General features: G+C 57.4%; 26 protein-coding genes. 18 read left to right on the plus strand and 8 right to left on the minus strand.

Going from position 1 to position 25,551, the window contains the following annotated elements; translation table 11 throughout:
• Nucleotides 1-44 precede the first annotated feature (44 nt).
• The 4 genes from J8Z22_RS03855 to J8Z22_RS03870 all read left to right on the plus strand — a co-directional run bounded on the left by J8Z22_RS03855 (nucleotide 45) and on the right by J8Z22_RS03870 (nucleotide 8,196).
• A complete protein-coding gene (locus J8Z22_RS03855) occupies nucleotides 45-1,193 on the plus strand; it encodes an efflux RND transporter periplasmic adaptor subunit (protein ID WP_252008897.1) in 1,149 nt (382 codons plus the stop codon).
• Entirely contained in the window at nucleotides 1,190-4,312 is a 3,123-nt protein-coding gene (locus J8Z22_RS03860; RefSeq protein WP_252008899.1) for an efflux RND transporter permease subunit, read from the plus strand. Before J8Z22_RS03855 ends, J8Z22_RS03860 begins: the two co-directional genes overlap by 4 nt.
• Before the next feature lie 634 nt (nucleotides 4,313-4,946).
• Nucleotides 4,947-6,569: a malate synthase A gene (gene aceB, locus J8Z22_RS03865; RefSeq protein ID WP_028114076.1), complete on the plus strand. Its 1,623-nt coding sequence runs from the start codon at nucleotides 4,947-4,949 to the stop codon at nucleotides 6,567-6,569.
• A 28-nt stretch (nucleotides 6,570-6,597) separates the two neighbouring features.
• Complete coding sequence (locus J8Z22_RS03870) at nucleotides 6,598-8,196, plus strand: isocitrate lyase (protein ID WP_028114075.1); 1,599 nt, start codon at nucleotides 6,598-6,600, stop codon at nucleotides 8,194-8,196.
• A 249-nt stretch (nucleotides 8,197-8,445) separates the two neighbouring features.
• Here the strand turns inward: J8Z22_RS03870 and yjeH are convergent, their stop codons facing one another.
• The gene (yjeH, locus tag J8Z22_RS03875) at nucleotides 8,446-9,681 is read right to left on the minus strand and encodes an L-methionine/branched-chain amino acid transporter (RefSeq protein ID WP_252008901.1); all 1,236 of its coding nucleotides are present in this window, start codon (nucleotides 9,679-9,681) and stop codon (nucleotides 8,446-8,448) included.
• A gap of 142 nt (nucleotides 9,682-9,823) precedes the next feature.
• Between yjeH and J8Z22_RS03880 the strand changes: the two genes are divergently transcribed.
• Entirely contained in the window at nucleotides 9,824-10,240 is a 417-nt protein-coding gene (locus J8Z22_RS03880) for an Lrp/AsnC family transcriptional regulator (RefSeq protein ID WP_028114073.1), read from the plus strand.
• Nucleotides 10,231-10,767 carry a M48 family metallopeptidase gene (locus J8Z22_RS03885; protein WP_252008903.1) on the plus strand — a complete coding sequence of 179 codons (537 nt, stop codon included), beginning with the start codon at nucleotides 10,231-10,233 and terminating at the stop codon, nucleotides 10,765-10,767. The genes J8Z22_RS03880 and J8Z22_RS03885 overlap by 10 nt, the downstream gene beginning before the upstream one ends.
• Here the strand turns inward: J8Z22_RS03885 and J8Z22_RS03890 are convergent.
• Nucleotides 10,752-11,339: an ACP phosphodiesterase gene (locus tag J8Z22_RS03890; RefSeq protein WP_252008906.1), complete on the minus strand. Its 588-nt coding sequence runs from the start codon at nucleotides 11,337-11,339 to the stop codon at nucleotides 10,752-10,754. The two genes, J8Z22_RS03885 and J8Z22_RS03890, sit on opposite strands and share 16 nt — an antisense overlap.
• Before the next feature lie 356 nt (nucleotides 11,340-11,695).
• Between J8Z22_RS03890 and queA the strand changes: the two genes are divergently transcribed.
• From queA to J8Z22_RS03930, 8 genes are all read left to right on the plus strand, one after another.
• Entirely contained in the window at nucleotides 11,696-12,769 is a 1,074-nt protein-coding gene (queA, locus tag J8Z22_RS03895) for a tRNA preQ1(34) S-adenosylmethionine ribosyltransferase-isomerase QueA (RefSeq protein ID WP_252010446.1), read from the plus strand.
• Between the two features lie 317 nt (nucleotides 12,770-13,086).
• Nucleotides 13,087-14,211, plus strand: coding sequence for a tRNA guanosine(34) transglycosylase Tgt (gene tgt / locus J8Z22_RS03900; protein ID WP_028114069.1), 1,125 nt, complete (start codon nucleotides 13,087-13,089; stop codon nucleotides 14,209-14,211).
• A gap of 27 nt (nucleotides 14,212-14,238) precedes the next feature.
• Complete coding sequence (gene yajC, locus J8Z22_RS03905) at nucleotides 14,239-14,568, plus strand: preprotein translocase subunit YajC (protein ID WP_028114068.1); 330 nt, start codon at nucleotides 14,239-14,241, stop codon at nucleotides 14,566-14,568.
• A 23-nt stretch (nucleotides 14,569-14,591) separates the two neighbouring features.
• Entirely contained in the window at nucleotides 14,592-16,433 is a 1,842-nt protein-coding gene (gene secD, locus J8Z22_RS03910) for a protein translocase subunit SecD (RefSeq protein ID WP_028114067.1), read from the plus strand.
• 13 nt (nucleotides 16,434-16,446) lie between these two features.
• Nucleotides 16,447-17,391 (plus strand): protein translocase subunit SecF, encoded by a 945-nt coding sequence (gene secF, locus J8Z22_RS03915; protein WP_252008910.1) that lies wholly within the window; start codon nucleotides 16,447-16,449, stop codon nucleotides 17,389-17,391.
• A gap of 241 nt (nucleotides 17,392-17,632) precedes the next feature.
• Nucleotides 17,633-17,941, plus strand: coding sequence for a DUF2007 domain-containing protein (locus tag J8Z22_RS03920; protein ID WP_028114065.1), 309 nt, complete (start codon nucleotides 17,633-17,635; stop codon nucleotides 17,939-17,941).
• A gap of 6 nt (nucleotides 17,942-17,947) precedes the next feature.
• A complete protein-coding gene (locus J8Z22_RS03925) occupies nucleotides 17,948-18,316 on the plus strand; it encodes a rhodanese-like domain-containing protein (RefSeq protein ID WP_028114064.1) in 369 nt (122 codons plus the stop codon).
• Complete coding sequence (locus J8Z22_RS03930; RefSeq protein ID WP_252008912.1) at nucleotides 18,316-19,200, plus strand: bifunctional precorrin-2 dehydrogenase/sirohydrochlorin ferrochelatase; 885 nt, start codon at nucleotides 18,316-18,318, stop codon at nucleotides 19,198-19,200. Before J8Z22_RS03925 ends, J8Z22_RS03930 begins: the two co-directional genes overlap by 1 nt.
• A 38-nt stretch (nucleotides 19,201-19,238) precedes the next feature.
• Here J8Z22_RS03930 and J8Z22_RS03935 read toward each other — a convergent pair whose 3' ends face one another.
• The 3 genes from J8Z22_RS03935 to J8Z22_RS03945 all read right to left on the minus strand — a co-directional run bounded on the left by J8Z22_RS03935 (nucleotide 19,239) and on the right by J8Z22_RS03945 (nucleotide 20,561).
• Complete coding sequence (locus J8Z22_RS03935) at nucleotides 19,239-19,532, minus strand: hypothetical protein (protein ID WP_028114063.1); 294 nt, start codon at nucleotides 19,530-19,532, stop codon at nucleotides 19,239-19,241.
• A 9-nt stretch (nucleotides 19,533-19,541) separates the two neighbouring features.
• Nucleotides 19,542-20,081 carry a bifunctional 2-polyprenyl-6-hydroxyphenol methylase/3-demethylubiquinol 3-O-methyltransferase UbiG gene (locus J8Z22_RS03940; RefSeq protein WP_252008914.1) on the minus strand — a complete coding sequence of 180 codons (540 nt, stop codon included), beginning with the start codon at nucleotides 20,079-20,081 and terminating at the stop codon, nucleotides 19,542-19,544.
• A 66-nt stretch (nucleotides 20,082-20,147) separates the two neighbouring features.
• The gene (locus tag J8Z22_RS03945; protein WP_028114061.1) at nucleotides 20,148-20,561 is read right to left on the minus strand and encodes a hypothetical protein; all 414 of its coding nucleotides are present in this window, start codon (nucleotides 20,559-20,561) and stop codon (nucleotides 20,148-20,150) included.
• Between the two features lie 269 nt (nucleotides 20,562-20,830).
• Here J8Z22_RS03945 and J8Z22_RS03950 point away from each other — a divergent pair, with 269 nt between their 5' ends.
• Complete coding sequence (locus tag J8Z22_RS03950; RefSeq protein ID WP_252008917.1) at nucleotides 20,831-21,370, plus strand: hypothetical protein; 540 nt, start codon at nucleotides 20,831-20,833, stop codon at nucleotides 21,368-21,370.
• An 87-nt stretch (nucleotides 21,371-21,457) separates the two neighbouring features.
• Here the strand turns inward: J8Z22_RS03950 and J8Z22_RS03955 are convergent, their stop codons facing one another.
• Nucleotides 21,458-22,210 (minus strand): class I SAM-dependent methyltransferase, encoded by a 753-nt coding sequence (locus J8Z22_RS03955; RefSeq protein ID WP_035416070.1) that lies wholly within the window; start codon nucleotides 22,208-22,210, stop codon nucleotides 21,458-21,460.
• 108 nt (nucleotides 22,211-22,318) lie between these two features.
• Here J8Z22_RS03955 and J8Z22_RS03960 point away from each other — a divergent pair, with 108 nt between their 5' ends.
• Nucleotides 22,319-23,116: an SDR family NAD(P)-dependent oxidoreductase gene (locus J8Z22_RS03960; protein WP_028114058.1), complete on the plus strand. Its 798-nt coding sequence runs from the start codon at nucleotides 22,319-22,321 to the stop codon at nucleotides 23,114-23,116.
• 47 nt (nucleotides 23,117-23,163) lie between these two features.
• On the opposite strand, the gene J8Z22_RS03965 is transcribed toward J8Z22_RS03960, so the two are convergent.
• Nucleotides 23,164-23,610: a hypothetical protein gene (locus J8Z22_RS03965; RefSeq protein ID WP_252008919.1), complete on the minus strand. Its 447-nt coding sequence runs from the start codon at nucleotides 23,608-23,610 to the stop codon at nucleotides 23,164-23,166.
• Nucleotides 23,611-23,803: 193 nt separating this feature from the next.
• Between J8Z22_RS03965 and J8Z22_RS03970 the strand changes: the two genes are divergently transcribed.
• Both J8Z22_RS03970 and J8Z22_RS03975 read left to right on the plus strand, forming a co-directional pair.
• On the plus strand, nucleotides 23,804-24,592 hold the full coding sequence (locus J8Z22_RS03970; protein WP_028114056.1) for a ParA family protein: 789 nt from the start codon (nucleotides 23,804-23,806) through the stop codon (nucleotides 24,590-24,592).
• A gap of 39 nt (nucleotides 24,593-24,631) precedes the next feature.
• On the plus strand, nucleotides 24,632-25,027 hold the full coding sequence (locus J8Z22_RS03975; RefSeq protein WP_028114055.1) for an MAPEG family protein: 396 nt from the start codon (nucleotides 24,632-24,634) through the stop codon (nucleotides 25,025-25,027).
• 10 nt (nucleotides 25,028-25,037) lie between these two features.
• Here the strand turns inward: J8Z22_RS03975 and J8Z22_RS03980 are convergent, their stop codons facing one another.
• On the minus strand, nucleotides 25,038-25,499 hold the full coding sequence (locus tag J8Z22_RS03980) for a glycine zipper family protein (RefSeq protein ID WP_252008921.1): 462 nt from the start codon (nucleotides 25,497-25,499) through the stop codon (nucleotides 25,038-25,040).
• Nucleotides 25,500-25,551: the final 52 nt, after the last annotated feature.

The raw sequence follows: 25,551 nt of genomic DNA on the forward strand, positions 1-25,551 counted from the left end.
GTTCAGACAATCTGGATTATGCCTGGCGGGCAAGGAGCAGCGCGATGAGAGGGATACAGTGGTTTGGCTTGGTGGCACTGGTGGTGCTGGGCGGGTGCAATAAGGCCCCTACCGGACAGCCGGCGCCACAGGCACCCAGTGTCGGAGTAACCACCATTGCCGAGGAGCCGGTCACCTACGGGGCCGAGTACGTCGGGCGCACTCAGGCCAGTGAGGATGTGACCATTCAGGCTCAGGTCTCTGGCCCGATGTTGAAACGTCACTTCGTCGAGGGAGACGAGGTCAAGCAGGGGCAGTTGCTGTTTGAGATTGACCCCTCTCCCTATCTGGCCGAGCGCGGCCAACAACTGGCGCAACTGACCCAGGCCGAAGCCGCCCGCGACGTCGCCATCCTCAACTGGGAACGGGGTAAGCAACTGTTCCCCGATGGCATGATCTCCGCAAAGGACATGGATGCCCTGACTTCCGACAAACTGCAGACCGAAGCCCAGGTGGTGCAGGCCAAGTCGGCCCTGGAAGCCGCCGAGTTGCAACTGTCTTACACCAAGGTGACGGCCCCGATCGATGGTAAGATCTCCACCGCCTTGGTGTCTCAGGGTGATCTGGTTGACCCACAGCAAACCCTGGCGACCCTGGTGCGAGTCAATCCGTTCTGGGTGACATTCCAGGTCTCCTCCCGTGAACTTTCCAATGCCTATAAGGTGATTCGAACCAACCCGGATGCGCTGCCGCGGCTGGAGGAGCTGGTGCTGCACATTCGTCTGCCCAATGGCGATCAGTATGCCGAGCGGGGGGGGGTGGATTACGTGGCCAACCGGGTGGATGCAGCTACCGGCACCGTCGAAATGCGGGCCCAGTTCCCGAATCCGGATGACTTCGTGTTGCCGGGGATGTTTGTCACCGTGGTCATCGAAGCGCCGGAAACCGAGCAGGCACTGCTGGTGCCACAGGCGGCGGTGCAGCAGGATCAGCAGGGCCGTTATGTGTTTGTGATCGGTGCCGACAATAAGGCAGAGAAGCGGTTGGTGTCATTGGGGCAACAATTTGGCATCAAGTGGGAAGTCAAAGCCGGCCTGAATCCGGGCGACCGGGTGGTGACCGAAGGGTTGCAGAAGATTCGCCCCGGCGTCGAAGTGACCGCCACTGAGGCCACGGTACAACCCTTCGAGGCTGAAGGGCAGGAGGCGAAATGATCAGTCGCTTTTTTGTCTTCAGGCCCAAATTTGCCTTCGTTATCTCCATCGTCCTGACGCTGTCGGGATTGCTGTCGATTCCGCTACTGCCCATCGCCGAATTTCCGGAGGTCTCGCCGCCGCAGATTAATGTCACCACCAGCTTTGCCGGTGCCAGTGCCGAGGTGGTCAAAGACACCATTGCCCAGGTGATCGAAGCCGAGGTGAATGGGGTCGAGGACATGATCTACATGTCCTCCAAATCAGCCAATGACGGCAGTTACTCGCTGACGGTGACGTTTGAGGTGGGCACCGATGCCGATGATGCCCAGGTCAATGTTCAAAACCGGGTTCAGCAGGCGTTGCCGCGGCTGCCGGAGCAGGTGACCAAACAGGGGGTCAAGGTTAAGAAGCAGAGCCCGAACTTCCTGATGCTGGTGAACCTGGTTGCCCCCCAGGAAACCCTGGACTCGCTGTTTCTGACCAACTACGCCACCCTCAACATCAAGGATGTGCTGGCGCGTCAGGGCGGGGTCTCCGATGTACAGATCATCGGTGGCCTGGATTACGCCATGAGAATCTGGCTGGATCCCAGCAAGATGGCCAGTCTGGCGATCACCGCCAATGACGTCAGTAACGCCCTGCAGGAGCAGAACATTCAGGTTCCGGCCGGGCGAATCGGCGCGGCGCCCATCTCCCGCGACCAACAGTTTCAGCTGAGCCTGCAAACCAAAGGGCGGCTGGTCGAGGTGGAAGAGTTCGAGCAGGTGGTGTTGCGCTCCAACGAAGACGGCTCCAAGGTGGTGATCGGTGACATTGCCCGGGTGGAGCTGGGCTCTCAGACCTACGACGCCCAGGGAAAGCTCAACAACAAACCCAGTGCCATTATCGCCGTGTACCAAAGCCCGGATGCCAATGCGTTGGAGGTGGCCACCTCGGTGCGCGAACAGATGGCGCTGCTGTCGCAATCCTTCCCTCAGGACATGGAATACCAGATCCTGTATGACACCACCGAGTTTGTGACCGTCTCCATCAAGGAGGTGGTGCAGACGCTGTTTATCTCCATCGCCCTGGTGATTGCGGTGGTGTATCTGTTCCTTCAGGATTTTCGTGCGACCTTGGTGCCCGGCATCGCCATTCCCGTCTCCCTGATCGGTACCTTTGTGTTCCTGCTGGTGGGGGGGATGACCATCAATACCATCTCGCTGTTTGCCTTGATTCTGGCCATCGGTATCGTGGTGGATGATGCCATTGTGGTGGTGGAGAACGTCAGTCGCATCATGGAAGAGGAGGGGTTGGACGCCAAGGCGGCCACCATCAAGGCGATGGAGGAGGTCACCGGTCCGGTGGTGGCTACCACTCTGGTGCTGTTGGCGGTATTTGCGCCCACGGCGGTGATGCCCGGTATCACCGGTCAGATGTACGCTCAGTTCTCGGTCACCATCTGCGTGGCGGTACTGATCTCTTCGGTGAACGCCCTGACTCTGTCGCCGGCCATTTGTGCCTCGGTACTGCGGGTGCCTCAGCCTAAGGTACAGGGCCCATTCGGGGTGTTTAACCGTTTCTTCGATCGCCTGACTCATGGTTACAGTGGCTGGGTCTCGGCGCTGATCCGCCGCAGTGCCATGGCGATGGTGGTGTTTGTCCTGGCCCTGGGGGCCACCGGCCTGTTGGGTAAAGTCTTGCCCAGCGGGTTTGTGCCCGCGGAGGACAAGAAATCCTTTATGGTGGACATACAACTGCCCAATGGTGCCTCGCTGAACCGTACCGAGGCCGCGATGGCGGAGCTGGTGGAACAGACCCTGCAAGTGCCTGGGGTCAGCAATGTCATCCATGCTTCCGGGTTTTCGGTACTCAGTGGCTCGGTGTCGTCCAACGGCGGCTTGTTGGTGGTGACCCTGGATGACTGGTCGGAGCGAACCACACCCGAGCTCAGCGATAAGGCGATCATGGGTACCCTGCAGGGGGTGTATGCCGCCAATCCGTTGTTGCAGGCGATGGTGTTTGCCTTGCCGCCGCTGCCGGGCGTGGGCAACGTCGGTGGTTTTGAGTTTGTACTGCAGGACAACCAGGGCCGCAGTGCCGCCGAATTGGCGCAGGTGATGCGAGGACTGATCATCGAGGCCAATGGCCAGCCGGAGATCGCGGTGGCCTTCAGTAATTTCCGTGCCGATACGCCACAGTTGTTTGTGGACGTGGATCGCAACAAGGCCAAGGTGTTGGGGATCCCCCTCAGCGAAATATTCTCAACCCTGCAGACTCAGCTCGGCGGGAACTACGTGAACGACTTCAACCGCTTCGGTAAGGTGTTCCGGGTCATGCTGCAGGCCGAGGAGGAGTATCGAAACTCCGATCGTGACATCAGCCGTTTCTACGTCCGTACCGCCGCCGGTGACATGGTGCCGTTGTCGACCCTGGTGAAAGTGGAGCCGATTCTGGGACCTGAGGTGGTGAACCGCTATAACTTGTTTGGCTCAACCATCATCAACGGCATTCCGGCTCCGGGTTACAGTTCCGGTGAAGCGGTGGCGGCCATGGAGCGGGTGGCCGCCGGCAATCTGCCTGCCGGCTACAGTTTCAGTTGGACCGGCCAGACCTACCAGGAGATCAAAGCGGGCAACCTAGCGCCGTTGATCTTCAGCCTGGCGCTGGTGTTCACCTACCTGTTCCTGGTGGCACAGTACGAAAGCTGGACCATTCCGTTGGCGGTGATGCTGGCGGTGCCGGTGGCGATCCTGGGGGCCTTTACTTATGTGTGGCTGGCCGGGGCCGAGGTTAACCTCTATACCCAGATTGGTTTGGTGTTGCTGATTGGGTTGGCGTCGAAAAACGCCATTCTGATTGTTGAGTTTGCCAAACAGCAGCGAGAGGGGGGCGTCGGCATTGTCGAGTCCGCTGTCACCGCGGCCAAGATGCGGTTTAGGGCGGTATTGATGACGGCCTTCTCCTTTATCCTGGGGGTATTGCCCCTAGTGGTGGCCACCGGTGCCGGTGCCGAGAGTCGCAATAGCCTAGGTTATGCGGTGTTTGGTGGCATGTTGATGGCCGGGGTGGTCGGAACCCTGTTAGTACCGGTGTTCTATTACCTGCTGCAAACCATGAGAGAAAAGGTCAAAGGCAGGGTCACCAAGGCCGGTTAATGCCCCAGTTGCATTAGAATCGGTTCACAAAGCCGCAGACCCGGGTCTGCGGCTTTTTTGTGGCCAGGCCGAGCTTGGCGGTCGGGAGAGGGGGCGGTTTAGACGTTATCTTACGTCACACGCATTCAGATTTTTTGATGAAAGTCTCATCCATTCAAATTGACACTACCGAGCTTCAATGTTGGGGTGCCGGCCATTGTGATTACTTATTTTCTATTATTTTCAATAGCTTGGTTGCAATAATGTCGATAGTTAATTTTTTTGAATAAATCAATCATTCCCTATTAATTCATCATTAAAAATCAATTATTGGCATTTTTGTACGCCGATATATTTCAAATGTTGTAAAGCAACAACAATTTTAGACCTTGGTAGAATACGACCTTAGTCTAAATTCAATCAAATAATTAAAACTGGCGTTTAAAGTGTTTGTTCTAACCTAAAGGTCTTTGTTTTCAGTGAGTTAAAATTGGTATGTAAAAAAACCATCAATTGGCTATTGATCTTTAAATGGGGCTGGTGCAGGTTTAATACAGGTCGATGAGGGCAAAACTTAACCAATGATCGTCTAAACTGTTGGCAAGGTTAAGTGGTTTTATAGTTACAAATGAAAGTTGCACTGGAGGTGCGTCATATGAGCCAGGTTACAGAGTTAGCGCAAGGGATTCAGGTTATCGGCCCTCAAAAGCCGGAATACAAAGCGATTTTGTCTGAAGAGGCTCTGGCATTTGTGGCAGAACTCGGCAGTCGGTTTGCACCGGCGATCAATCAGCTGATGGCGGGCCGAGAGGCGCGGCAGGCCATCGTTGATGCGGGCCAGTTGCCCGACTTCCTGCCTGAGACTAAAGACATTCGTGAGGGCGACTGGAAAATTCTGGGTATTCCCGATGATCTGAAGGATCGCCGAGTTGAGATCACCGGTCCGGTGGACCGCAAGATGATCATCAATGCCCTCAATGCCCGGGTGAAGGTGTTCATGGCCGACTTCGAAGATTCCCTGGCTCCGAGCTGGGAAAAGGTGGTCGAAGGGCAGCAGAACCTCAAGGATGCGGTAGAGGGCACCATTGAGTTTACCAATCCGGGCAACGGCAAGCACTATCAGCTCAACGAGGATCCGGCGGTGTTGATCGCCCGGGTGCGCGGCCTGCACCTGAAGGAAAATCATATCCTGTTTGATGGCGAACCGTTGCCGGGGGCGTTGGTGGACTTTGCCCTGTACTTCTACCACAACTACCGGACCTTGTTGAAAAAGGGGTCGGGTCCCTATTTCTACATTCCCAAGCTGCAGAGTCACCTGGAGGCTCGCTGGTGGGCCCAGGTGTTTGCCTTTACCGAGGAGAAGTTCTGTCTTCAGCCAGGCACCATCAAGGTGACCTGCCTGATTGAGACCCTGCCGGCGGTATTCGAGATGGACGAGATCCTCTATGAATTGCGCAATAACATCGTGGCGTTGAACTGCGGCCGTTGGGATTACATCTTCAGCTACATTAAAACCCTGCGTAACCACCCTGATCGGGTATTGCCGGATCGCCAGCAGGTGACCATGGAGAAGCCGTTCCTGTCGGCGTACTCCCGGTTGCTGATTAAAACCTGTCACAAGCGGGGCGCCCTGGCGATGGGGGGCATGGCGGCCTTCATTCCGGCTAAGGATCCGCAGCTGCAGCAGAAGGTGCTGGACAAGGTGACTCAGGATAAAGAGCTGGAAGCCCGCAACGGTCACGACGGCACCTGGGTGGCCCACCCCGGCTTGGCGGATACCGCCATGGGGGTATTTAACGAGTTTATCGGACCGGAGATGGACAACCAGTTGCACATCAGTCGTGATGTGGATGCGCCCATCACCGCCAAAGAGTTGCTGCAACCCTGTGAGGGGCAGGCCACCGAGGCCGGCATGCGAGCCAACATTCGCATTGCGGTGCAGTACATCGAAGCTTGGATCACCGGCAACGGCTGTGTGCCCATCTACGGATTGATGGAAGACGCCGCCACCGCCGAGATCTCTCGAGCCTCAATCTGGCAATGGATTAAACACGGTAAGAGCCTGGACAACGGTCAGTTGATCACCCCGGCTCTGTTCCGCGCCATGCTGGAGCAGGAGTTGAAAGTGGTTCGACAGGAGCTGGGGGAGGAGCGGTTTGATAACGGCGCCTTTGAGCAAGCCTCCACGCTGTTTGAGGAGCTGACCACCTCGAATGAGCTGGCCGACTTCCTGACGCTGCCGGGCTATCAGATTTTGACGCAAGATACGATTTCTTAAGAAGCACTGAATTTCAAGGAGTATGAATATGTCCACTTATCAATCTGATATCGATACCGCGGCGACGCTGATCGAATCACAGGGCAATGCATGGAACGCCATCAGCCCGGAATACGCCGCCCGTATGAAGGCCCAGAATAAATTTAAGACCGGCCTGGACATTGCCAAATACACCGCCGGCATCATGCGTGCCGATATGGAGCGCTACGACAATGATCCGAGCCAGTACACCCAGTCTCTGGGCTGCTGGCACGGTTTCATCGGTCAGCAGAAGATGATCTCCATTAAGAAGCATTTTAACAGCACCGATCGCCGTTACCTGTACCTGTCAGGTTGGATGGTTGCCGCTCTGCGTTCCGACTTTGGCCCGCTGCCGGACCAATCGATGCATGAGAAGACCTCGGTGGCGGGATTGATCGAGGAGCTGTACACCTTCCTGCGTCAGGCCGATGCCCGTGAACTGGGTGGCTTGTTCCGCAGCCTGGATGAGGCCAAGGCCGCTGGCGATGACAGCAAGGCCACCGAGATTCAGTCTCAGATCGACAACCACCAGACCCACATTGTGCCGATTGTGGCCGACATCGACGCCGGCTTTGGTAATGCCGAAGCCACCTACCTGCTGGCCAAGCGGATGATCGAAGCCGGTGCCTGTTGCATCCAGATTGAAAACCAGGTGTCGGATGAGAAACAGTGTGGTCACCAGGACGGCAAGGTTACCGTGCCTCATGAAGACTTCCTGGCCAAGATTCGCGCCGTTCGCTATGCCTTCCTGGAACTGGGTGTGGATGATGGCGTGATTGTGGCCCGTACCGACTCACTGGGTGCCGGCCTGACCAAGCAGATCGCCATTACCAACGAGCCCGGGGATCTGGGGGATCAGTACAACAGCTTCCTGGATGGCGACTACGTTAACAGCGCCGAAGACATTCAGAATGGTGACGTGGTGGTGAAGGCCAACGGCAAGCTGCTTAAGCCTAAGCGCCTGGCCAGTAACCTGTTCCAGTTCCGCAAAGGCACCGGTGAAGACCGGGTGGTTCTGGATTGCATCACTTCGCTGCAAAACGGTGCCGACCTGTTGTGGATTGAAACCGAGAAGCCACACGTGGGTCAGATTGCCGCCATGGTGAACCGCATCCGTGACGTCGTTCCCAACGCCAAGCTGGTATACAACAACAGCCCGTCGTTCAACTGGACCCTGAATTTCCGTCAGCAGGTGTTTGATGCCATGCAGGAAGCCGGGGAAGACGTGTCAGCCTATGACCGCGCCAATCTGATGAGTGCCGAGTACGACAGCAGCGAGCTGGCGACCAGGGCCGATGAAAAGATTCGCACCTTCCAGGCCGATGCGGCCCGGGAAGCGGGTATTTTCCATCACTTGATCACTCTGCCGACCTACCACACTGCGGCCTTGTCTACCGACAACCTGGCCAAGGAATACTTCGGTGAGCAGGGCATGCTGGGCTACGTCAAGAACGTACAGCGTCAGGAGATTCGTCAGGGCATTGCCTGTGTTAAACACCAGAACATGGCCGGTTCCGATATCGGTGATGATCACAAGGAGTACTTCTCCGGTGAGGCGGCCCTGAAGGCCTCCGGCAAAGACAACACCATGAACCAGTTCGGCTAATGGTGTCCCCGTCGCCTTCGGTGACGGGGCAATGCGAAAGCCTGTGGTATCGCTTTCGCTGCTCCATCCTGCGGTGCTGCCATGCAGTCGGCGCCGCGGGCAACGGTCAAGGCAGTCCCCGACCGTTGGCCATCTGGCTCCTGTGGGGGCCAGGCCCCCGGGCTATGGGGGCATCCTTCCAATTTAGCTACGTTGCTTGTGCTTCGGGGTGGATCTTGCGGCCACCCCTCTTTTTTTCTCCTCAGTGCTTCAAGAGAGTGCCTGAGAATGGCAGTCGACAGCGGATCGTCGCCTCAGTAGCCACACGGCCGTAAAGATGGCAACGCCATACAGCATGCCCCAGCCCAGCGACCAGGCAAACAGCAAACAGCCGCCAACCCCCAACAGCGCCTTGAGTCGAAAGCGACCATTCAGCAGTTTGAGCGCCGCCAGCATCGAGCACAGGTAGATCATCACAAACACCCCGTTAACCCATTCCAGCAGTACCTCAAATTGCCAGCCAAAACCGTGGGCCAGCGACAGCGACAGCGCCACGACGGCCAGCAGCATTGCCAGGGCAAAGGTGGGAACCCGGTGGCGATTCAGGCGGCCAAACCCCGCAGGTAGTTGCCCGTCCTGAGCCAGTCGCCATGCCAGTCGGGACATGGAGGCCAGGTAGGTGTTGACGGTGGCAAAACCGGCGGCGGTGCCAAGCAGGCCAATGACCCATTCGCCGCCCTGGCCGAAGCGGTCATTGAACAGGCTGACCATGGCCAATGTGCTGTCATGAGGGCGTTCTAGCACCATCAGGGTGCACACCAGGTACACGGCGGCCACCAACAGGGTGGCGATGACCATGGCGGGAACAAAGTCCTGTCGAGGCCGTTTAAACTCTTCCGACAGGTGGCTGACCACCTCGACGCCTAGATAGGCCCACAGGGCGATGCCAAAGGCGCTCCAGACGTCGGTGTTTACCCTGGGTTGCAGATGGCTGGCCTGGGGCAGCGGCGCGCCGATGGCAAGGGCGATGACCACCGCCAGAATCGCCAGGGTCAGACCCAGTTGCAGCACGCTGGACAGCTGAATGCCGCCGATGTTGATCAGGTACAGCAGGCCCAGCATGGCCAGCTGGGCCGCCAACAAGGCGCCGCCGTCGAGGTTCAGCAGGGGCTGGATAAACTCGAACGTCATCATGATGGCCGCCGGGGTGCCAACCGGCGCGGCAAACAGGAACAGCACCCCAACGGTGGTGCCCAGTCGGCGGCCAAAGGCCCGATGTACGAAGTGGGACGGGCCGCCGGCATTGGCAAAGCGTTTGCCCAGTTCGGCAAAGACCAAGGCCACCGGCAGGATCACCAAAACCAGCAGCACCCAGGCCCACAGTGCGCCTGAGGCGGCGATGTCGACGGTCACCTGGGGCAGAATAAATACGCTGGTGCCCAGCAGCGAAGTGGTGATCAAGCCGACACCCTGCCAGCGGCCGATGCTTCCTTTTAAATGCGTCATAATGGGTCTTCAATAGGCATGGAATATAGAAATTGTACTTGCAATCTGTCGCCTTAGGTGTCGGAATTACCAGTCAGATTATCGGAGTTCGCCGACGAATCGTCGGCAGAGATGCCTTAGGAGTAGCAGCATGGGATCGTCACTGGATCGCTTTGACCAGGCCATTCTGGCGGAGTTAAAACTCAATGCCCGCCAACCGGTGGCGGCCATCGCCGACAAGGTTAACCTGGCCCGGTCGTCGGTGTCGGAGCGAATTAAAAAGCTGGAGCAAAGCGGCGTGATTCGTGGTTACCGGGCGCAACTGCAGCAGTCGATGCTGTCAGGCATCAGCGCCTACTTCGAGATTATTCATCAAGACAAAAGCTGCAAAGACATTGCCGATAACATCCGTCAGATCCCCGAGGTGATCACCTGTCATGGCATCAGCGGCCATATCGACCTGTTGGTGTTCGTCAAGATGGACTCGATGCAGCGATTGCACGAGATTCGCGCCGAGCTGGATGCCCTGCCGACGGTGGTGAAAATCACCACCCATGTGGTGATGAACGAATGGCTGTAATCGAACGCTCGCTGCCCTACCTGAACCACTATCCGGCGGAGATTGTGCAGCAGGTCTCTCGACTACTGGACCAGAGGCTATTGGGCGAACGGCTTCGGCGTCGCTACCCCAGCCTGCATCAGGTGGGCAACGATGGCGCACTGCGTGAGTACTTGCTGCAGCTGAAACAGCAACACATGAAAAAAGCCGGGGTAGTGAATAAAGTGCAGTACGACACCCGTCTGCATGTCATTCACAACGCCCTGGGCACTCACAGCTATGTGCAGCGCCGCCAGGGGGCTAAGGTCAAAACGCATAATGAGATTCGCATTGCGGCGCTGTTTAAGCGCGCCCCGGAACCGCTACTGCGAATGATCTGCGTTCATGAACTGGCGCACCTTAAGCATAAGCAACACGACAAAGGCTTCTATCAGCTGTGCCTGCATATGCTGCCCGATTACCATCAACTGGAGTTTGATACCCGCCTGTGGCTGACCGAAAAAGAGGTGCACGGCGATCCGTTCGAGTCGAGTCAGCGCCGTGAATAACCATCGGAGGCATCCGTGGCGAAGTCGATGATCTGCGGGTAGAGGCTGGAGAAGGTGTCGAGAATCTCCGGCTCCAGTTGCGTCAGCACCTGTTCGCCTCCCAGCAACAGCTGTGGCCTGGACAGGCGCTGAGCGATGCCGGTGATGGCCCGGGTCAGCCCCGCGTGATGAGCGTAATTGCCAAGCCAGTCACCCTGGGACATGTGAGTGGCCAGGGCGCGGCATTGAGGGGGCAGTTGTGGGTCGCTCAGCAGGATTCGGTAGCTATGCTGACAGAATTGGGGCAATGGCAGTGGGTGGTACTGTTGCCAATGGCGAGCCAGGTGGTGATCGAAGGCCATGTCCAGCAGAATCCCCGAGGTGCGGCGGTAGTGGCCGGGAAAGCGTGATTTCAGCTGCAGCAGCTGAGGGTGGCCATCGATGTAGCTGTCTATCTGACGGTGCAGCCAGATTCCCTGTTTCAGCGCCTCGGGCTGGTCATCGAAACGACCTTTGACAAAGTCTCCGGCCAGGGCGCCGGCGAGGCTGGTTTGAGTCAGGTCCGCCAGATGCAAGTGGGCAAGAAAGTTCATGAGGGTCCGTATGCCTGAGTCATGGTTTTACCTTAGCGGCCGGAGCAGGGCGGGGCAAGGCCGACCAGAGTCGGCCCGGTCAAAGTCGGGATGGGTCAGCGCAGTGGCTTCACCTTAGCCATCATCGGGGTCTCCAGCAGCTCGGGAGTGCCAGTGTAGCGACCGGGACGTCAACGAGTGTGGTAACACGGTAAAGTTTTGAGAAGGGGCGTGGCTGTTGAAATGCTGAACACGGATTGGATGAGTTGTGGACAAAAAAGACCGCGTCATCCCGGTGCCGTAGGCTAGATCCCGGGTCTGAATGGGTTTAGACTACTGCCCCCCCGCCTCACGGCGAATGAATGAGACTGATACCAATGCAGGTTGCTGATTTTCAATTTGACCTTCCCGATGAGCTGATCGCCCGCTTTCCCATGGCCGAGCGCAGCGCCTCGAGGCTGTTGCATCTGGATGGCAACAGCGGCCATCTGGTGGATGGACAGTTCCCGGATCTGTTGGATCAACTCCACGACGGTGATCTGCTGGTGTTTAACAACACTCGAGTGATCCCGGCGCGGGTCTTCGGTAAGAAGGCCAGTGGCGGCAAGATCGAGGTTCTGGTTGAGCGGGTGGTGGACGCCCATCGGGTATTGGCCCACGTGCGCTCCTCCAAGTCTCCCAAAGTGGGCACCGAACTGCAGTTTGAGCAGGGCGTCAAAGCGATCATGGTGGCCCGTCACGATGCGCTGTTTGAGCTGGAGTTTCAAGGCAGTACGCCGGTGCTCAGCATTCTCGATGCCATCGGTCACATGCCGTTGCCTCCCTACATCGATCGCCCGGACGATGAGGCCGATCGCGAGCGTTACCAGACCGTGTACAACAGTCGCCCCGGTGCGGTGGCGGCGCCGACGGCCGGTCTGCACTTCGATGATCGCCTGCTGGACAAGCTCAAGGCCAAAGGGGTGCGTTTTGCCTACGTGACCCTGCATGTGGGAGCGGGCACCTTTCAGCCGGTACGGGTCGACAAGATCGAAGACCACCATATGCATTCCGAGTGGGCCGAAGTGCCTCAGGACGTGGTGGATGCCATCGTCAAAACCAAGGCCGACGGTGGCCGGGTAGTGGCGGTGGGCACCACCTCGGTGCGATCATTGGAGTCGGCGGCTCAGGCATCGCTGGTAAAAACCGGCGAACTGCGTCCGTTTGCCAGCGACACCAACATCTTCATCTATCCCGGTTACCGCTTTCAGCTGGTGGATGCCATGGTCACCAATTTTCACCTGCCCGAATCCACCTTGATCATGCTGGTGTCGGCGTTCGCCGGCCAGGATAAGGTGATGGCGGCTTATCGGCATGCGGTTGATAATCGGTATCGTTTTTTCAGCTATGGCGATGCAATGTTCATCAATCGTGATGAGAAGCTTCACAGCCAGGAGGATTGCCTGGATTAATTTTCCGGCAGATCGGCTAGACTCACTCGCAATAACCGTGTCGATGCTGGGGTCGACGCGGATTGGTCAGTTCGCTGACCGGCCTCACTATCAAGAACGAACCGGTTACAGTTAACCGGTTTAATCGGGGATTGTTGAGGGGATTTTGTTGAAATATTGGCGCGCTGTTTCCCGTGGTTTCAATTCGGGTGCCAAATTGGATCTTTTTCTCCGCAAATCACCGTCCTCCCTTGAAAACCGGCACCTTAATCCACATTGTGTATTCAATGCCCCAGGGCTTTTATTCAGTCAGACTGTTTATCTGGCAAGAGGTAGAAATGAAATTTGATCTGATCACCACCCAAGGACGCGCCCGTCGCGGCCGACTGACCTTTGAACGGGGCACCGTAGAAACTCCGGCGTTTATGCCGGTGGGCACCTATGGCACCGTCAAGGGGATGACCCCGGAAGAGGTTGAAGCCACCGGCGCCGAAATCTGTCTCGGCAACACCTTCCACCTGTGGTTGCGTCCGGGCACCGAAATCATGCAGAAGCACGGTGACCTGCACGACTTCATGAATTGGCAAAAACCGATTTTGACCGATTCCGGTGGTTTCCAGGTGTTCTCTTTGGGTCACATCCGCAAGATCACCGAAGCCGGCGTGCATTTCCGTCACCCCATCAACGGCGACAAGATTTTCCTGGATCCGGAAAAGTCGATGGAGATCCAGTATCACCTGGGGTCTGACATCGTGATGATTTTTGATGAGTGCACCCCCTATCCGGCTACGGAAGAGGAAGCCGGAAAGTCGATGCGGATGTCGATGCGCTGGGCTCAGCGTTCCCGAGATGCCTTCGATAAACTGGAGAACCCGAACTCGCTGTTCGGCATCATTCAGGGTGGCGTGTACGAGCATTTGCGTGATGAGTCTCTGGAAGGGCTGATGAACATCGGCTTTGACGGTTACGCCGTCGGCGGTCTGGCCGTGGGCGAACCCAAGGAAGACATGCACCGCATTCTGGAGCACATCTGTCCGAAGATTCCGGAAGATAAGCCCCGTTACCTGATGGGCGTGGGTAAGCCGGAAGATCTGGTGGAAGGGGTGCGTCGCGGCATCGATATGTTCGATTGCGTGATGCCGACCCGCAATGCCCGTAACGGCCATCTGTTTACCGCCGAAGGGGTGGTGAAGATTCGCAACGCCAAGCACCGTGACGATACCAACCCGCTGGACAGCGAGTGCGATTGTTACACCTGTAAGAACTACAGCCGTTCCTACTTGCACCATCTTGATCGTTGTAACGAAATTCTGGGTGCGCGCCTCAATACCATTCACAATCTGCGTTATTACCAGAAAGTGATGGAAGGTTTGCGAGGCGCCATCGAGCAAGGTAAATTAGACGACTTTGTCGAGACGTTCTATTCCAAGCAAGGCCGCCCTGTGCCGCCTGTAATTGATTGATTAACTGATAACTAAAAGAGAACCGATATGTTTATTGCAAAGGCATACGCTGAAACCGGTGCGGCCCCCCAGGGTGGCGGTGTAGAGATGTTGATCATGCTGGCGGTGTTCGGTCTGATCTTCTACTTCATGATCTACCGTCCTCAAGCCAAGCGCGTAAAGGACCACAAGTCACTGATGAGCTCCCTGAGCAAGGGTGATGAGGTGCTGACCAACGGTGGCCTGGTGGGCAAGATCGCCAAGATCAAAGAAGATGACGATTTTGTGGTACTGGCTCTGAATGAAGACACCACAGTGACTATCCAGAAGAGCTATGTCTCAGCGGTATTGCCTAAAGGCTCCCTGAAATCTCTGTAAGATCGTATTAAGAGGGCACAGCGGTGCTGAATAAATATCCTTTATGGAAGAGCCTGATGGTGGTGTTTATCCTCGCCATTGGTGCGCTCTATGCCTTGCCGAATGCGTTTGGTGAAGACCCTGCCCTGCAGATCTCCGCCGGCCGCAACGCCGAGGTGACCCCGACGACCCTGACGCGTTTGCAGCAGGTGATCGAGGACGACGGCCTGACCATCAAGCGGGCGGAATTGGAAAATGGCCAGATCCTGCTGCGTTTTAACAGCGCACCGGATCAGCTCAAAGCCAAGGCTCTGGTGGCCAACGAGTTAGGCAGCGACTACTTTGTGGCGTTGAACCTGGCGGCGGCAACGCCGGACTGGTTGGCGGCGCTGGGCGGCAGCCCGATGAAGCTGGGCCTGGACCTGCGCGGTGGTGTGCATTTCCTGATGGAAGTGGACATGAGCGAAGCGATTCGCAAGCAGGAAACTCAGCTGGTTACCGATTTCCGTTCCGATCTGCGCGAGCAGCGTCTGCGCTACGCCGGTATTCGTGCCGGCGCCAAGAGCATTGAGATTCGCTTTCGCGACCAGGAGACCCTGGTTAAGGCCGAGGATTTTCTGAAGCAGCGCAATCCCAACCTGGTGTTTGATGACAGTGACATGACGCTGCACGTCAGCATGGGCGAAGCCTACCTGGCGGAAGTGCAGAAGTACGCGCTGCAGCAGAACATCACCATTCTTCGTAACCGGGTGAATGAGCTGGGGGTGGCTGAGCCAGTGGTTCAGCAACAGGGCACCAACCGCATCGTGGTGGAGTTGCCCGGGGTACAGGATACCGCTCGTGCCAAAGAGATTCTGGGTGCTACGGCAACCCTGGAGTTCCGTATGGTGTCTGAAGGGGCCGACCTCGGTGCTGCCCTTCGCGGCCAGATTCCTGCCGGTTCTCAACTGTTTGAAAGTGCTGATGGCCGTCCGGTACTGCTGGATAAGCGGGTGATTCTCACCGGTGACCACATCACTGGCGCCCAGTCCGGCTTCAGTGAAACCAGTCAGCCTCAGGTGAGCATCAACCTGGATGCCACCGGTGGCAACAAGATGGCGGACTGGACCCGTGACAAGATCGGTAAGGCCATGGCCACGGTCTTTATCGAGTACAAGTCCACCGGTAAGCGCAAGCCAGATGGCTCGCCTGAATTCGAGAAGCACGAAGAGGTGATCAACACCGCGACCATTCAGGCGCGCCTGGGTCGCAGCTTCCGCATCACCGGCCTGGATACGCCTCAGGAAGCGCAAAAGCTGGCGTTGCTGCTGCGTGCCGGCGCCCTGATTGCACCAATCACCATCGTTCAGGAAAGCACCATTGGTCCTTCTATGGGTCAGGAAAACATCGACAACGGCCTGGCGGCGATGATCTCCGGCCTGGTGGCGGTGATCTTCTTTATGGCGGTGTACTACCGTAAATTTGGTCTGATCTCCGTGGGCGCCCTGGTGGCAAACATGGTGTTGATGGTCGGTGTGATGTCGATGATTCCCGGCGCGACCCTGACCATGCCGGGCATTGCCGGTATCGTATTGACCGTGGGGATGGCGGTGGACGGCAATGTGCTGATCTTCGAGCGTATTCGTGAAGAGCTGAAGGCCGGACGCAGTGTCCAGCAGGCGATTCATGAAGGCTACGCCAACGCCTTCTCAACCATTGCCGATGCCAACATCACCACCCTGCTGACGGCGCTGATTCTGTTTGCCGTGGGCACCGGGCCGGTGAAGGGCTTTGCCGTCACCCTGATGATCGGTATTGCCACCTCCATGTTTACCGCCATTGTCGGTACTCGTGCTGTGGTGAACGCTTTGTGGGGCGGTAAACGTCTCAAGAAGCTGTCGATTTAAGGAGTGGAAACCGATGTTTGAACTGTTATCCCTAAATAAAACGATCGATTTCCTGCGCCATGCCCGGGTGATCAGCGCCATCTCGGTGCTGCTGATGATCGCCTCGGTGGTTTCTCTGGCGACCCGGGGCATCAACTGGGGCCTGGACTTCACCGGTGGTACCGTGGTGGAGATCGTCTACCAACAGCCGAAAGACACCGCCGAACTGCGCAGAGCGGTGGAAGCTCAGGGCATTGAAGGCGTTATCGTGCAGCACTTTGGCGCTGCCACCGACCTGCTGATTCGCGTGCCACCCAAGGCCGGTAAAGGCAACGAGATGGTGGTCCGTATCGAAGAGGCGGCTCGCAGCCTGGAAAGTGATGCGGTCATCAAGCGAGTTGAGTTTGTTGGCCCCCAGGTGGGTAAAGAGTTGGCCGAGCAGGGTGGCCTGGCCGTTCTGACCGCCATCATCTGTATCCTGGCCTACGTCGCGTTCCGATTTGAGTGGCGTCTGGCACTGGGTGCCGTGGCGGCGTTGGTGCACGACGTGGTGGTGACGCTGGGGGTATTCTCCGCTTTCTTCCTGGAATTTGACCTGACGGTACTGGCGGCGGTATTGGCGGTGGTGGGCTACTCGCTCAACGATACCATCGTGGTGTTTGACCGGGTGCGGGAGAATTTCCGCAAGATGCGTAAGGGCAGCCCGGAGCACGTGGTCAACACCTCGGTGACTCAGACCATGAGCCGGACCATTATCACCACGGGCACCACCCTGTTTGTGGTCATCGCCCTGTTTATTCAGGGTGGCTCGATGATTCATGGCTTCGCAACGGCGATGCTGCTGGGTATTGGTTTTGGTACCTTCTCCTCCATCTATGTGGCCAGTTATGCCTCCATCAAGCTGGGCTTGACCCGGGAGCATATGATGCCGGTAGTGATTGAGAAAGAGGGCGCCGACCAGGAAAGCCTGCTGCCGTAACTCCCAGCCAGTTAACGGTAATTTTGTTGAAAGCCACCCTTCGGGGTGGCTTTTTGTTAGCAATTTGTAGATGATGTCGAAGCGCAGCGAATATCAGGGAGTGCCCAAGTGGCCGGATTTCAGGTGCATCCTTAAGGATTGAAATATCCTTAAGGTGAGGCACCCTGTTCGGTCGCGATGCCGATTTTGGTAACGGAAAATCGGACTGTGTATGGGGCCGAGTTTATACGAGGAATGGATTATGGATAGCTTCGTAGAGTTGTACCGGGCCAGTAATGCCCTGGAAGCCCATGCCTTGAAAGGGGCGCTGGAGCAACAGGGAGTAATGGTACGCCTGCTGGGGGAAGCCCTGGCCGGAGGCACCGGTGAGCTTCCCATAGACAGCCAGGAAGTCGGTTTGTTGGTGCAACGTCGTCATTTTGATAAAGCCAATGCGGTGTTGGAACAATATCATCAGAGTCAGGCGCCCTGGCAGTGTCCCAGTTGCGACGAGCAGAATGATGGTCATTTCGAAACCTGTTGGCGTTGCGGGGGCTTGCCCCAGAAATAGGTTGCTATGAAACACAATCCTGGCTTTGATGCCCTGGTCGACTCCCTTCGGCCGCAAGTGAAAGAACTCTCCATCGATACCCTTCTTAACTGGCAGGCCAACGGCCATCCTCATCAGCTGATAGACGTGCGCGAGCAGGACGAGTGGCAGCGCGACCGCCTGCCCAATGCCAGTTATCTGGGCCGCGGTGTGATGGAGCGAGACATTGAGTCCCTGTACCCGGACAAAGATCAGGTCCTGGTACTCTATTGTGGCGGCGGTTATCGCTCGGTACTGGCGGCAGTGAATCTGAACCTGATGGGCTATACCCAGGTGTATTCGCTGATTGGCGGTCGTCGTGACTGGATGAACCGGCAGTTGCCGATGGAGAGCTGATGCGTTATTTCCCCCTGTTCTTTGATACTAAGGCCAAGCGCTTGTTGATCGTCGGCGGGGGCGAAGTGGCTGCCCGTAAACTGGCGTTGTGGCGACGCAGTGAGATGACCATTACCCTGGTGTCGCCGCAGTTGTGTGCCGAGTTGCAGACGCAGCAGGAGGGGTTTCACTGGGTATCCCGACTCTTCGATGATGACCTGATCCCCGGTTTTGACGGGGTGATCGCCGCCACCGACGACGAGGACCTGAACCGCCGCATCAGTGTGCTGGCAAAAGAGCAGGGGGCTTGGGTAAATGTGGTGGACGATCCGGGCGCCTGTACGGTAATCACCCCGGCCATTGTCGATCGCAGCCCGGTGGTGGTGGCCATCGGCAGTGAAGGGGGCGCGCCGGTACTGGTGAAAGAGCTGCGGCGGCGACTGGAGTCGCTGTTGCCATCGTCCTTATCACCGCTGGCCAAGTTTATGGCCGAGGCCCGCTATCGGATTCCACTGGTCCAACGGCGCCGAGTGTGGGAGCGCTTCTTAAGCCGCAATGGCCTGGGTTTCGATGATCAGACCGACGCGCGACTCGAGCAGGCAATGGAGCAGCAGGCCGAAGCTGGCTGGGCGCTGCTGCTGTCCGCCGAGGTGGATCCGGATCTGTTGCCGCTGAAGGCGGCGATGTTGATGCAGGAGTGCGATGCGCTGTGGTTTGACGGTGACTTGCCGAAGCGCCTCGACGAGCTGTGCCGCCGCGATGCTCAGCGCCGTGCCTGCCTGCCCACGGCATTGGCGCCGGATCAGAATGTGCTGGTGGTGGCATCCGCAGAGCGCTATCAGGATTGGCAGCGCCAGCTCAGTGGTGCCCGGGTTATCGAGGTGGGCAGTGGCTGGTTGGCGTAGCTCGCCTTTTAGACCGGGGCATTTCCATTAGCGGTGTTTTAAAACAGGTCGTTGCCGGTCACGACCATCAGGGCAAAAATCCATACCGTGAAGGCCATGCAGATGTGCACCAGGCCGTAGATCAACGCATCTCCCCGTTTCATGACCCGATCGTCAATAATCAGATACAGGTGCAATAGGGCGATCAAGCCCATGGCGATGTTCAGGGGCCATTGAAACGCCGTATTACCTTCGGGTATCAGCACGCGAACGCCGATGGCAAAAAACACCATCAACAGGGTCAGTATCGGTGCGATCCCGATGCGATAACTGTCTGGGTACCACTGCAGCACGGCGTCTCCTTAGTGGGCATGATTTCTGGCGATCAACTGCGCGCTGAAGCGATGCGGTTGTTGATGCTCCCCTTCAACGTAATGCAGGGGCTGCAAAGATGCAAAGTGTTGTTTCAGTTCACCGGGCTTAAGCAGGAAGTCAGGGTTACTGGGTTTGCCTATTTGAGCCTGTTGGCTGAGAAAAGTTTCATAGAAAATAATTCCTTGAGGTAGCAGCGCTGCCTGCAGTGCCGGCATTAGCGGCCGGTGCAGGTAGTGACAGACCACGATGGCGGCAAACTGGCGGCCGGCCAGAGGGGCGCTATCGGGCTGTTCCAGATCCAGTTGCCAGCAGACGATGGGCAGGCGTTCGGCTTCGGCGATGGCGGCAATGGCGGCCAGTGCCTCTGGATTGCGGTCGGCACACCAGACCGGAATGCCTTTGCGAGCCAGGTAGAGGGTGTTACGTCCGTGTCCGCAGGCCAGATCCAGAACCGGGCCTGGCGGCAGCGAATCAAACAGGGCCTGGTGTTCGATCAGAAAGGCCGCGGGGGAGAGGTTGCTGTGCATGTGGGCGTCCTTGATAAGGGAGGAGCGCCCAGTATAACGGCTTGCGGGTGAGCAAGGCAGCGGGAATCAGCCCTTGACCTCTTTAGGGCCATCGATGCGACGCCGGTGCCAGATTGAGTAGTGGCGCAAGCCCGCGGGACCATGGGAGGTGATCACCGAGATCAAGGCCACGGTACAAAACAGCGCCACCTTATACTGGGGCAGGGGATAGCACAGCGCCACCAAGACCACCTTCAGCAGGGTCAGCACCCCCTTCATCTGCACCAGCCACAGTGGCGAGCGCACCACCTCCCACACCATCAGGATCAGGCCGGTACTCATGGCCAGTATCCACCAGGGCAGCCACAGGGATTTATCGACGTTGTAGAAAAAACCGCCACTGGCTCCAATGATGCCTAACACATGCAAGGCTCTCAGGCTGGATTTACTGAGTCGCTGAATCCAGAACTGTTTTTCACTGAGGGAGGAGTGTTTGGCCATGGAGGTGTCCGCTGAAAAAATTTGCCAAAGGGTACCACAGTGATTCGAGGATGGGGATGATCCGCCTCTCGGCCCGGTGTTGGCGAGGATTCTGAGAAGGGTTTGTTTCCGCGGCGGCGGCGGCTTTGTGATCCACTGCACTAAATGAAAATTAGTTGCATTAAATCGAGAACCAAAGCGCCATTGACGTACCTAATGTTCTACGATAGGTAGCATATGGGTTGTCCCGCAAGGGGCAGCAGACTGTTGGCGTTTAGAAGGTATCTGCAATGATGAAACGATTGATTCTGGGCGCTCTGGTAATGAGCAGTGGTGTATCTGCGATGCCAGGCATGGGTAATGGCAATGCGAGCATGGATGGGCTCAAAGGCAACAATCCACATGGCGCTGTGCCCATGGAAGATGCCGTATTGGTGGGGAAGCTCACCAGCCAGCAGTTGATCTTTGAAATGATCCCCATGGGGCGGGAATACCTGGCCTATAAGGTCAATACCGAAGCCCTGAGTCCACTGGTAAAACGGGAGGACAAGGTGGAAATTCTGGCGGTACTGGGAACCTGGGATAAGGTCAGCCAGCAACAGGTGCCGCGGATGATGAAGATTTTGAAGATCCTCGATAACCCCAATATCACCGCCGATTACGTTGGTGTCGATAAGAAAGGCAGCGCCGGAGAGACGCCGTTGATGGAGGGGGTCCAGGTGATTGCGTTCCCGACCTTCATTGTGCGTCAGGGCGGCAAAGAGATTGGCCGCATCGAAGGCCAGACACCGCAAGGGCTGGAAACCGAACTGGCGCAGTTGCTGCGCTAATCGAATCACAACAACGAATTTAAGACGGTCGCCTCAGGCGGCCGTTTTTGATTGTGGTCAGCAATGAGGACAAGCCCAGCCTGAAGTTCAACCTGGGTTTGTTGTGACCCTCAGGGTCAGTGGCCAGCGCACCACCTTGGTGCTGCGGGCATCGCCCCAGGCAACCGCGAGGGCCTGCCAGACCGGTTTCAGATCGGATTCTGTATGGGTCTTCAAGTACCGCTGCAGTGCCGACCAGGTTTGCAGGTAGCCGCAAAATTGGGCCAGGGTCCAGGATTTTTCAATCTGCAGATGCCTGGTGGCCTGTGGGAGCAGCGGTAATTTCAGATGCCGATAGCCGTTTTCGACCCAGCGTCGCTGTGCAGACCAGTAGCGCCCCAGAATCGATTGGTACAGGTGGGCGACCACCTCATCCACGGCCGGGGTAACGTGGCAGTTACCATAGCACCACACCGCCAACACCCCGCCGGGTTTCAGGGTGCGGTGCACCTGCTGGTTAAACCGCGGCAGATTGAGCCAGTGTAGGGCCTGGGCAACGGTAATCAGGTCCAGGCTGGCGTCAGCAACCGGAATCTGCTCGCCCCGGCCGGCCAGGTACCGCACCCTGGGGTGCGAATTGGCGTGCCGGAGTTGAGCCAGGCTGACGTCGACGGCCAACACCTGCTGAAAGTGATCAGCCAGTGCCCGAGCCGCCTGTCCTGAACCGGTGGCGATATCCAGAGCCCGCTGCTGTTGCTGGCAGAGACCACTGATGTGCTCAAACAGCGATTCAGGGTAGTCCGGGCGAAAGCGGGCGTATTCTTGGCTGTGGCCGGAAAACAGATCAAACACGCTGTCCATAGCGATAATCCATAAATATATGTAATTAAAAATATTATCAAAGATAATTTTTTGATGGTATTTGCAGCAACTACACTTGTGGCATCTTCCCTGGTATTCGAGGTAACAATGCAGCTGCAGTTAGAGAATAAGCGAGTCTTGGTAACGGGTTCAACCGCAGGAATTGGTCATGCCATTGCCAAAGCCTATCTGAAGGAGGGGGCTCAGGTGTTGATCCATGGCCGTGACCAGCAACGCAGTCAGCAGGTGGCCGATCGTCTGGCGGACGAGTTGCAATGCGAAGGCCGGGTGTTTGCGGTGGCGGCGGATCTGGCGGACGCGGCACAGGCCGAGCAGTTGCTGGCTCAAGTGCAGGAACTGGGCGGGGTCGACATCCTGATTAACAACACCGGCGTGTTCGAAGTTAAGGCGTTTGAGGCCATCGACGATGCCGAGTGGATGCACTATTTCAACGTTAACGTCATGAGCGCGGTGCGCCTGGCGCGGGCGCTGTTGCCGCAGATGCAGCAACGGGGCTATGGGCGCATCGTCAACATCGCTTCCGAGTGTGGCATCAAGCCTCTGGGACAGATGGTGCACTACTCGGTGACCAAGACCGCCTTGATCTCGCTGTCACGGGCGTTGGCCGAACTGACTAAGGGCCAGGACGTCACCGTAAACTCGGTCCTGCCCGGCCCAACCTGGACCGAAGGGGTAGAAAATTACTTTGATACCCTGTCGCAGTCAGAGGGGAAACCGGTGGCGGAATTGACCGCTAACTATTTCACTGATCACGAGCCCACCAGCCTGTTGCAGCGGTTTGTCCAGGTGGAGGAGGTGGCCAATGCCACCGTGTATCTGACCAGCAACCGTGCCATGAACGGCCAGGCATTGAGAGTGGAAGGCGGCATCATTCGGGCGCTGTAAGCAGCAATAAAAAACGCGGCCTGGCCGCGTTTTTTTGTGCATTTTTGTTAGCGCATCATATTTCGCTGAGAGGCTCTCTGCTGCCGCATCGCCTCATCCCATTGTTGGTACAGGGCCAGTATCTGTTCACTGATGGCCTGGTAGCTGGGGTGCTCTGGCTGTTGTGACTGAGCCTGAGCGACGTGGCGGGCCAGCAGGCAGATTAAGTGTTGTGTCTGACTCAATGGGCCATCAGACAGGCTCTTGATCACCATGTGGCGCAGCCCGAGACTGAGCATCTGCAGCAGGGTGCCGGTGTTCAACGGTTGCTCTCTGAGCAACTCCGGCTCTTCGGCCAGCACCAGTTGGGTGAGTAGGTTGGTGACCTGAGACAAGTTGGTGGCGCCTCGGAACAGGCTGTGGATGCTGATATCCCGAGCCATAAACTCTTCCAGATCGGTGGCCAGATCGGCGCTTTCCCAGCGTCGTTTGGAAAACTCTCGAAATTTGCTCATCGTGGTTATCGCGTACTGACAAAGTCTGTTGCTCAGTGTAGCGGTTTTCTGGGTGGGTGGCCGTGAGCCCGGGTTGCTTTTGGCTACGGGGGTTCGATGGCCAGGGGCGGCGAAAGTTAACCGTCGCAAGGGCTGACTTTGATGCAAGGGTACCGTAAGATTGACTGAAAATTGAACGCTTAAGGAAGAGTCAATGAAACGGGTGGTGTTTAACCAGAAGGGCGGAGTCGGCAAATCCAGCATCAGCGTTAACCTGGCTGCCATCAGTGCGGCCAGGGGCTATCGAACGCTGCTGGTGGATCTGGATGTTCAGGGCAACAGCAGCCATTACCTGGGAGTGGACGAGGCCAACCTGCCGCAGGGTAAGACGGTGGCGGATCTGCTTAAGCAAACCGTCGGCTGGTTTGGCTCCATGCCGGCACCGGAGCAGTTTGTTCACAAGACGCCGTTTGACAACCTGAGCCTGTTGCCCGCCAGCCCGGCGTTGGCGACTCTGGAGCGGGAGTTGGAGATGCGGTATAAAATCTACAAACTTCGGGACGCGTTAAAGACTCTGGATAACGAGTTTGACCGCATCTACATCGATACCCCGCCCAATTTCAACTTTTACTCCAAGTCGGCCCTGATAGCAGCAGATAAAGTGCTGATTCCGTTTGATTGTGATGGGTTTTCCGCGCAGGCCATCTCCAGACTGATGGACAACCTGTTGGAGCTAAAGGCGGATCACAACGGCAAGCTTGAAGCGGAAGGCATCGTGGTGAATCAGTTTAACCCTCAAGCCAGGTTGCCTCAGACGCTGGTGGCTGAGTTGGCGGCCCAGGATACTGTGCCGCTGTTTTCGACCTATCTGGGCAGTTCGGTAAAGATGAAAGAATCCCACCATCAACAATTGCCACTGATCCATCTGGCCCCAGGGCACAAACTGACCGGACAGTTTGTCAGCCTGTATGAAGAGCTGGAAGCCCGCCATGTTCCGGCCTGAGTCGGCTTAACAAGCGATGGTGAATGAGGGAGGGCTGCGATGGCAACGTCATTGTGGGTGTGGCTGATACTGGCGCTGCTGCCTTATGGGTTGGCTGCCGCAGGTGGGGTCATGAAGTTGCGGCAGTTGGGGCATCTGGATAACCATCACCCCAGGTTGCAGGCTCGTGAATTGACTGGTGCTGGCGCCCGAGTCTGGGCGGCTCAGGCCAATGCCTGGGAGGCACTGGCCCTGTACAGTGCGGTGTTTGCCGTGGCCCATTTTGCCGGGGTGGCGGAGTCGGTGTTGTCGCCGGCGGCATTGGGGTTTCTGCTGACCCGGCTCCTGCATCCGCTGTGTTACCTGGCCGATTGGGCCATGGCTCGCTCCCTGACGGTTACCGCCGGCCTGGCCATCTGCGTGTATGTGGCGGTTCAGGCCATGGGATTGGCCTGAACCCAGCTCGTTACTGCAGCGTGTATTGACGCCCTTCCATGCAGGCTTTGAATGCTCGGCCGTACATCGCCATCTGGCTGTCTTTCTCGGCTTGGGCATTGGCTTGTGCCTGTTGATTGGCGGCAGCGGCGTGCCGCTGCTTGGCCCCGCCTCGCAATACGCCCACTCCGGCGCCTATGGCGGCACCGTCACCGGCATCGCCGGCAATGGCGCCAATGGCCGCCCCGGCGGCGGCACCGCCCAGGGCGCCGCGGGCGCGCTCACCACCGGTTTGTTGACTGGCGGGCGCCGGTTGGCTGGCCAGTTGCACCGGGTCTACCCCGGTATTCTCCGTAGCCCAGGCCTGGCACTCCATTTTGTCCTGCTTCTGTTGCTCGGCGTCCTGACCGGCTGCCGGGTAGATGATGTAGTCCTGAGCCATAACGCCCAGGGAGAGGGTGGCCAACATCAGGGCCAACGTGGTGCGCAACATGCAACACTCCTAACAAAGAATTTACCCTGTCAATGATGATAGCAGCGGCCTG

The organism is Ferrimonas sp. SCSIO 43195, from assembly GCF_023716685.1.
GTDB lineage: Bacteria > Pseudomonadota > Gammaproteobacteria > Enterobacterales > Shewanellaceae > Ferrimonas > Ferrimonas kyonanensis.